The sequence below is a fragment of the Neptunomonas sp. ABH4_499 genome (assembly GCF_056160565.1).
In genome coordinates this window covers 1-7,876 of record NZ_JBSWXK010000029.1, presented here as the reverse complement: position 1 = coordinate 7,876, position 7,876 = coordinate 1, and the positions used below count along the sequence as shown (strand labels likewise).

At 49.5% G+C, this 7,876-nt stretch carries 8 protein-coding genes; all 8 read left to right on the top strand.

Annotated features, from left to right (window positions below; genetic code table 11):
- Positions 1-286 precede the first annotated feature (286 nt).
- A complete protein-coding gene (locus tag ACXAF9_RS17950) occupies positions 287-724 on the top strand; it encodes a hypothetical protein (RefSeq protein ID WP_475076714.1) in 438 nt (145 codons plus the stop codon).
- Between the two features lie 216 nt (positions 725-940).
- Positions 941-2,890 carry a TonB-dependent receptor plug domain-containing protein gene (locus ACXAF9_RS17945; RefSeq protein ID WP_475076711.1) on the top strand — a complete coding sequence of 650 codons (1,950 nt, stop codon included), beginning with the start codon at positions 941-943 and terminating at the stop codon, positions 2,888-2,890.
- Between the two features lie 104 nt (positions 2,891-2,994).
- Positions 2,995-4,659, top strand: coding sequence for a phosphoethanolamine transferase (locus ACXAF9_RS17940; RefSeq protein WP_475076709.1), 1,665 nt, complete (start codon positions 2,995-2,997; stop codon positions 4,657-4,659).
- Positions 4,652-5,365, top strand: a complete 714-nt coding sequence (locus ACXAF9_RS17935) for a phosphatase PAP2 family protein (protein ID WP_475076706.1) — start codon at positions 4,652-4,654, stop codon at positions 5,363-5,365. The genes ACXAF9_RS17940 and ACXAF9_RS17935 overlap by 8 nt, the downstream gene beginning before the upstream one ends.
- Positions 5,346-6,020 carry a response regulator transcription factor gene (locus ACXAF9_RS17930; protein ID WP_475076703.1) on the top strand — a complete coding sequence of 225 codons (675 nt, stop codon included), beginning with the start codon at positions 5,346-5,348 and terminating at the stop codon, positions 6,018-6,020. The genes ACXAF9_RS17935 and ACXAF9_RS17930 overlap by 20 nt, the downstream gene beginning before the upstream one ends.
- 8 nt (positions 6,021-6,028) lie before the next feature.
- Positions 6,029-6,997: a sensor histidine kinase gene (locus ACXAF9_RS17925; RefSeq protein ID WP_475076701.1), complete on the top strand. Its 969-nt coding sequence runs from the start codon at positions 6,029-6,031 to the stop codon at positions 6,995-6,997.
- A gap of 63 nt (positions 6,998-7,060) precedes the next feature.
- On the top strand, positions 7,061-7,495 hold the full coding sequence (locus ACXAF9_RS17920) for a hypothetical protein (protein ID WP_475076698.1): 435 nt from the start codon (positions 7,061-7,063) through the stop codon (positions 7,493-7,495).
- Positions 7,496-7,507: 12 nt separating this feature from the next.
- Positions 7,508-7,789: a peptidoglycan-binding domain-containing protein gene (locus ACXAF9_RS17915; RefSeq protein WP_475076695.1), complete on the top strand. Its 282-nt coding sequence runs from the start codon at positions 7,508-7,510 to the stop codon at positions 7,787-7,789.
- The last annotated feature ends 87 nt before the right edge of the window (positions 7,790-7,876 follow it).

The following is a 7,876-nucleotide window of genomic DNA, read 5'->3' as shown; positions in this document are numbered from 1 at the left end:
TGTATTTGATCGGGTTATTGGAAAGAAGAGAAATGAACGCACAGAGCCTGAGTTTGGTCCGTGCGTAAAGGGTGTTTTTCAGGGGCGACTAATTAAATTAAAGGGTAGCATGGCTGCCCTTTTTGTTGCTTCAATAAATACTGAGAAAATTAATTTAAAATCCAATGTTGATTAACCCATGGCCTTTAAGATAGATACTATTTTTAAAGAAAAAGCTGAAAAACATGTTGAGTAAGGAAATAAACTCGACCGATATATCGAACACCCTAAATTGATGGCACTAAGTATGAAGCTCATCAGATTCACAGTCGTATTGTTATCATTAGTCGAAATGCTGCTAAGCCTACTCTTTTACAAGCTGGGTAGCTTGTATTTCTTTCTAGAAGAAACATCTGAAGTACTGCCCGTCAGCCGTCTTGCCAGCCAAGGCGGCGGAGAGAATTTACTGATCAGTTTAGGGGTCGCGCTATTTTTAGTGCTGCTTTGCTTTAATTTGGTTCGTTTAAAATCAGCATTCGGCATACTGGATGCCCTTGCTTTGTTCAGTATTCTAGCGGTTCAAGCCTTGGCGTTAGCGATGATTGAAGTGGCGTCCTTCTCGATCAGTATTTGCCAAACGCATGGTTGGATTTTATCGGCTTGGCTCGTGATTTATGCTGTTCTGTGGGCTGTACTTGCTGTCTCTATGATCAATAGGCTTAGCGGCAACCGCTTACGGCCTTGAGACGTGACGAACAAGACTCTGCCTGCTTAAACCTAGGAACTAAATACTCCTGACTTGTACGGAGAAAAGCGAACCCGCGAGCAAGATCACTATATAGCTATTGATAATCGTTATCACTTTCATTACAGTCCAGTCTCCGCGCTGGGTGTTGCCCCCTTCACAATGCTGGCGCGGCATATTCTTTTTGCGTTTGGATAATGAATTAAGGACAGCCGTATGACATTGCCATTGTGTCGCGATCACGCTTCATTGTTACCTAGCACTCGTTTATTTACGCCTCATCTACTGACCCTTGCGCTACTCAGCGCTATGTCGCCGAGTGCTTTTGCACAGGAGAGTGTGGATCTGGATAACCTGATCATCAGTGCCTCCAGCACTGAGCACGATGCGCTATCGGCACCGGCCTTTACGACCGTGATCACCCAAGAGGAGATCATGGATACCCCATCCAATAGCTTGGCGGATCTGATTGGGCGCACCGCAGGTGCTCATAACATGACGGACAGCTCGGGGCGGGATAACTTAAGCTTGCGCGGTATGGACAGTAACTACACCGTCTTTATGGTGAACGGTAAGCGTGTTTCATCCGCCGATGCACTCTGGCGTGGCGGTGATTTTGACTACAGCGCTATCCCACTATCGGCCATTGAACGTGTCGAGGTTGTGCGCGGGCCAATGTCGTCGCTGTACGGCGCAGATGCCATGGGCGGCGTTATCAACATCATCACCAAAAAGCCAACGGCCCAGTGGCAAGGGCAAGTCGATGTCGAATACCGAGCACCCACCGCTGGGGACAACGGCGATCAATTGCGCACCAATCTTTATACCGCAGGTGCTCTGAGCGATACCGTCTCCCTGAGCCTGTCGGCTGAGCTGTCTAACCGTGATCCATGGTACGCCGATGATGACGATAACCCCACGGTGGCGGACATCGAAGAGAAAAACACCCGTAACCTGCAGTCGACTCTGTCGTGGGCCATCACCGATGAGCAAATCTTAGATATCGATCTGATGCTCAACAAAGACGATCGCCCGCTGGCCGCCTACGGCGATGTAGATTCGTTCCGCGATCAGAGTATAGAGCGCACCACCCTTGGCCTGACACATAAGGGCGAGTGGGACTGGGGCCGCACAACCTTGTCGGCAAACTACGAAGACAGCGATATTGATGACTACAACAACGCTTACGATGATCCGATGCAGCGCCACTTAAAAGAGGAAAACCTCACGCTCTCGGGCTCCGTCAATAAGATGATGTCAAATCATAACCTGACCGTCGGTGTTGAATACCGCGACCAGACGATCAAGGATAAGGTCGCCTACTTTGAAGATGGCGAGTCCTCCATCAGCCAAGCGTCCGTGTATGCACAGGACGAGATCGGCCTAACCGATCGCCTGACGCTGACTCTTGGTGGCCGTTATGATGATCACGAAATCTTTGGCGGCGAATTTACACCCCGCGGCTATCTGGTCTACCAAGTGGCCGAGGGTGTTGTCGTTAAAGGCGGCGTCAGCCAAGCCTTTAAAGCACCGGATGCGTATCAGCTTAATTCCGATTACCGCATCGTTAGCTGCGGCGGCAGTTGCTACATCTACGGCGATGAAAACCTGTCGGCCGAAACCAGCACCAACTATGAGCTGGGCATCGAAGTGCAGCAAGAGGGCTGGGGCGTAAGTGCGGTCTACTTTGTATCGGATGTTGAAGATATGATCACCGCCACCCGAGACGCCGTCACAGGTAATCGGATGTGGATCAACGAAGATCAAGTCGACATCAGCGGCATCGAGCTGAATACGCACTGGCAGTTAGCGCCTGCGTGGTTGTGGGATCTGGGCTACGCCTACACGGACACCGAAGATCAAAACGGTGATCCATTACCAAACCGCCCACGTCAGACGTTACGCACCTCGATTACATGGCAACCCGATGAGTCGTTCGAATCGTCTTTAACCGCCAGCTACACCGGCGATCAAGACTATTACGGCGACCCAGTCGACAGCTACACCACCTATGATTTAGCAGTGCGCAAAACGCTGTCGCCTAACTGGACGCTGCGAGGCGGCATCAACAACATCACCAACGTCAACTTGTACAAAGACGATGACAACGCCCGCTATACGCTGCTCGGTCGCAACCTCTTTGTGAGCGCAAGCTATCGTTTTTGATGTTCAGATAAGGGGAGCACTTACGTGCTCTTCATTTCACACTCCTTTCACATGCGCCTCTTTAGCCTTGGGGAAAATATCCCCTTTAAGACTTTGGAGGCATTGTGCTGTCAACGATTACCCAGTCCAACTCGGACACGCATCGCGTATCGATTCCGCGCTTACGCATTTCGCATCATTGGCTAGCGACGCTGGCCGCGTGGGTGTTTGTGCTGGGTTACAACCAGCCGTTATGGCAACGCATTAGCCCAACGATTCCCGATACGCTACAAGGCACTTTGTTTTTAGGCGCATTTGCGCTTTTCTTAGCGACGGTCATGACCGTAATTCTACAAAGTGTCGCTGTACCTAAGCTGCAAAAACCGGTACTGGTGTTTCTCTTTATCAGTGCAGCGCCCATTCACTTTTTTATGACGCATTATGGGGTGATCATCGATAAGTCGATGGTTCAAAATGCGTTCGAAACCGATACCGCCGAAGTAAACGATCTGATCAGCGGAGCCTTCATGGCTCATCTGTTGTTATTTGGCGTGCTGCCAAGCGCCTTGGTGTGCTGGGTTAAAGTCTCTTATCCATCGTTTAAAAAGGGCGTGCTGATTTGGCTTATCTATCTAATCACTGCCGTTTTAACGATTTTCGCTTTGAATTCTGGCTTTTCTAAGTCCTTTTCTTCGACGTTTCGAAATCATCGCGAAATTCGCCATCTGATTATTCCAAGCAATTATCTCTATTACACCAGCCGTTATTTGTCCGGTGCTTATGATCAGAAAGACCTCCCCCTACAACGCATCGGTGAAGACGCCAAGCTTGCGCCGATTTGGTCACGTATTCAAAAACCGGTCGTCACCGTCGTCATCGTTGGGGAAACCGCGCGGGCTGCGAACTTTGGTTTAAACGGTTACGAACGCAACACCACACCGGAGCTAGCCCAGCTACCCATCATTAATTTTGGGTCGGTTGAAAGCTGCGGTACCAGCACCGCGGTTTCAGTGCCGTGTATGTTTTCGGACATGACGCATGACAATTACGATGGCTCAACCGCTGCACACCGTGAGAACGTCTTAGATGTGCTTGGCCATGCGGGCGTTCCTGTGCTTTGGCGCGATAACAACTCCGGCTGTAAAGGCGTGTGCGATCGGATCACCAGCCAGCCACAAAGCGCCTATTGGGATGACAGCGTCTGTAAAGATGATCACTGCTTTGATGAGGCAATGACCCATCATCTCGATACATGGCTGGCCAACGCAGGTGACAAAGCGGTGATCGTATTGCACCAACAGGGCAGTCATGGGCCTGCGTATTATCAACGCTACCCGAAAACCTATGAGCAATTCACCCCGATCTGCGCCACGGGTGATCTTAAGACCTGCTCCCCTGAGGCGATCCGTAATACATACGACAATTCGCTCCTCTATACCGATCATGTCATCGCCAATGTAATCCGCTATTTCCAAGCGCGCAATGATCAGTGGGCCAGCAGCGTAGTGTACCTATCCGATCATGGTGAATCCTTGGGCGAGAACAACATGTACCTGCACGGTATGCCGTATTTCATCGCCCCAGAGACTCAAACTCACGTCCCTATGGTGGCGTGGCTCTCTGAGTCGTTCCAGCAACAGATGGAGATTGATCCTGCCTGCGTACAAGAGCAAGCAAAGTCACCTACTAGCCAAGATGCCTTATTTCACTCTTTGTTGGGCTTGATGGCGGTGGATACCCAACTGTATATGAAAGACCAAGATCGCTTTGGGGTGTGTCGTCGTGGGTGATCGTCGTTTTCTCGTGAGCTACATCCTGCTTCCTGTGGCGCTACTCGCACTTTGCACACTCCTGTTTGAACGGTTTCATTGGGATTTTTGGCTGGCCGATCAGTTGTACCAATGGGAAGGAGGGCAGTGGGCCCTAAAAGACAACCCTTTGCTTGCGAATGTATTGCACACCGGAGCACGTAACCTGCTGTCCTTGATGGCGCTGATCGTCGTTGCGGCGTGGTGTCTGAGCTTTGTCTTGCCGTCGTTATCACGCTTTAACAATGGCCTTGGTTATCTGAGCATCTCCTCGCTGGCATCCGTGTTTTGTATTTCGCTGTTAAAGCACGTAACAGGCGTGCCATGCCCTTGGGAGATGACCCCGTTCGGTGGCAGTGTCGATTACCACTCCATCGGCCAGTATCTATTCCAATATCGACAAGCGAGCGAATGTTTCCCCGCAGGTCATGCCAGTGCCGGTTTTGCCTGGTTTGGCCTGTACTTTATTGCACGACAAAAGCGCCTTCCGCACCCGTGGATGATCTTAATTGCCGTGATCCTAATGGGCGCATCTCTAGGCTTTGTACAGCAGCTTCGTGGCGCGCATTTAATCTCGCACGATCTTTGGACGGCAGTGCTTTGCTGGTTGATTGCGGTGCTATGCTCGCCCATACTCAAGCCAAAACCGTCAACTCAAGATATCGTCCATGCTCGTACTGCTCACTGATGATGATCCGGATATTCTGGCAACCTTGGCCGATCAACTTGAACTGCAAGGGATAGAGGCAGATTGCGCCTATAATGGTGAGCAAGCGCTTACTTACTGCGAACAACAACACTACGATGTGATTGTGTTGGATGTGATGATGCCAAAGCGAGATGGCTTATCCACCTGCGAGGAGCTGCGCAAACGCGGCATCAGCACACCGGTATTACTGTTAACCGCACGGGATACGTTGGAAGATAAGATTGCCGGTTTTCAAAGTGGGGCTGACGACTACCTCGTTAAGCCCTTTGCGATGCCGGAGTTGTTGTGCCGAATCCATGCGCTCAGCCATCGCGTATCCAAGCAAGTGCATCAGCTGAACGTGGGTGATCTAGCGCTTAACCCAACGCTGAACCAAGCCACCCGCGAGGGGCAACCGCTTAAATTGAACCCCATCCAGTTCAAGCTACTGGCCACCTTAATGCATCATTCACCCAATGTCGTTTCGCGTGGGCAACTTGAGCATGCGATCTGGCCAGATGAAGCACCCGACAGCGATGCGCTTCGAAGCCACCTCTACCAACTGCGCCAAACGCTCGATAAGCCTTTCACATACCCCATGCTTGAGACCGTGCGAGGCATCGGTTTTCGCTTGTCCGCGCCAAAGCTCGATTAGGAATCACCATGTTATCGTATCTCAAAGGCACCACCTTTAAAGATCAGCTGACCCGAGTCATTGGTGTCTACACCGCTATCATCGCGTTTTTAGTGCTTGTGGGGATGTGGTACATGGTCGATGGCGAGGCCGAAGAGGTCTCGAACTTGATGGATACCGAGTTTGATGACCTCTTGTTCATCCTCTCCTCCGTTGTCGTGTGCGTGGTGATCTCGGTTGTCACAGTCCGCAAAGTCAGCGATCATTTGGCAGCACCCATCACCCAGCTAACGGAGCAGATCACCCATTACCAACATAACCAAGATCAGGCCTTCCCAACCTTAGATCGACAAGACGAATTGGGGGATCTGAGTCGCGCCTATCGAGATCTGGTCGTACGCCTTGAATCCTTCATCGAGCGCGAGCACGCCTTTACTCGATACGCCAGCCACGAGCTTCGAACCCCAATGACGGTGATTCAAGGCAATCTGGATCTGATCAGCCCGCAGTTACAAGCCAACCCCGTCCATCAACGCGCCGAAAAACGAATGCGCAACGCGAGCCAGCGTATGCAGCGCTTAATCGACACCTTTCTCGCCATCAGTCGAGAGCAGCACACCCAACACGCCGTTCAACTGGGTCAGACCGACATTGAAGAGCTGATCGACGATGTGTTGCTCTACGCACCGGATGAAACCCACGCGCGGATTAGCTGCGACGTAGATTCTAATGCCACATGGCAAGCTGACCCATTGATGGCCTCCATTGTTGTGGATAACTTACTGCGAAACGCCCTTACGCACAGTCAACAAGCGATTCATGTTCATGTGCAAAGCAATTCCATTACGATCACCAACGCCACCGATGATACCCATGGGGACTCACATGGAATCGGAATGGACTTAATCCATAGGATCGCAGACATCTATGGCTGGGAGGTAGAGCAAACCGTTTTGGATAAGATGTATATAGTAAGAGTAGGCTTCGTAGATGAGTGACGTTAGGTAGTCAAATTGCTAGAATCGAAAAAATTTTCGTTTCATATGACAAGGAATAGCTGCATGAAACACATCAACAAGCTTATCCCAGCCCTTTTTGTGCCTTTATTAATATCTGGATGTGCTCATGCACAGCCAGAAACACAGACTTGTTTTGATTTCGAGCCAAATAACTCTTATGTTCTTATCGGTACTGAAGAGCTCCCTTTAAGCTCTTTTAACCTACAACCGAACAATCAAAAAATTGAATATGCTAATGATACCGGTGGTGCAGATATATCAGTTCGGTTTAGTAAAGAATCAAACTCTTTAGTAATCACTTACTATGAACCTGGTATAGATAAGATTGAAATAGCGGAGGATGTTATCTGCTCCAACTTAAAGCAAGTTAAAACTGATAACATTGATATAATCAAAGTATCAGATGGAATATTAGTTAGATCAAAGCCAAACCTCATTGATCAACTGTCTTATGACGGATGGATTTTTTTAAAGTAAAGGAATACTTAAATGCCTCACGATATATTGCGACTAAACAGTAAAGGTAGCTCCGTAAAAGAGCTTCAAACCCTTTTAAACTCATCTCTTAACAAAAACCTTGCTGTAGATGGCCATTTTGGTAGAAAAACAGAGCTAGCAGTCAAAGAGTTTCAATCTGCATCAGGATTAAACGCTGACGGCGTAGTAGGAAAGCTCACGTGGACTGCATTACTTAGCAATAGAGCCTCAAATACCAATTACAGTTGCAAACTGAACCCGCAGAAGGAGCTTGCTAGCATTGCAGCTAAATAGTCGCCCCTGAAAAATACGTAACCGTATGATTTATAGTGGTTTATAATGCGGTTCGAATATGGAAACCCCGCCTTTTTTGCCCTTCAG

Excerpts from the sequence above, each read along its gene's own strand:
- ACXAF9_RS17950 (WP_475076714.1), top strand. The coding sequence starts at position 287 with ATGAAGCTCATCAGATTCACAGTCGTATTGTTATCATTAGTCGAAATG.
- ACXAF9_RS17930 (WP_475076703.1), top strand. The coding sequence starts at position 5,346 with ATGCTCGTACTGCTCACTGATGATGATCCGGATATTCTGGCAACCTTG.
- ACXAF9_RS17925 (WP_475076701.1), top strand. The coding sequence starts at position 6,029 with ATGTTATCGTATCTCAAAGGCACCACCTTTAAAGATCAGCTGACCCGA.
- ACXAF9_RS17920 (WP_475076698.1), top strand. The coding sequence starts at position 7,061 with ATGAAACACATCAACAAGCTTATCCCAGCCCTTTTTGTGCCTTTATTA.
- ACXAF9_RS17915 (WP_475076695.1), top strand. The coding sequence starts at position 7,508 with ATGCCTCACGATATATTGCGACTAAACAGTAAAGGTAGCTCCGTAAAA.
- ACXAF9_RS17945 (WP_475076711.1), top strand. The coding sequence starts at position 941 with ATGACATTGCCATTGTGTCGCGATCACGCTTCATTGTTACCTAGCACT.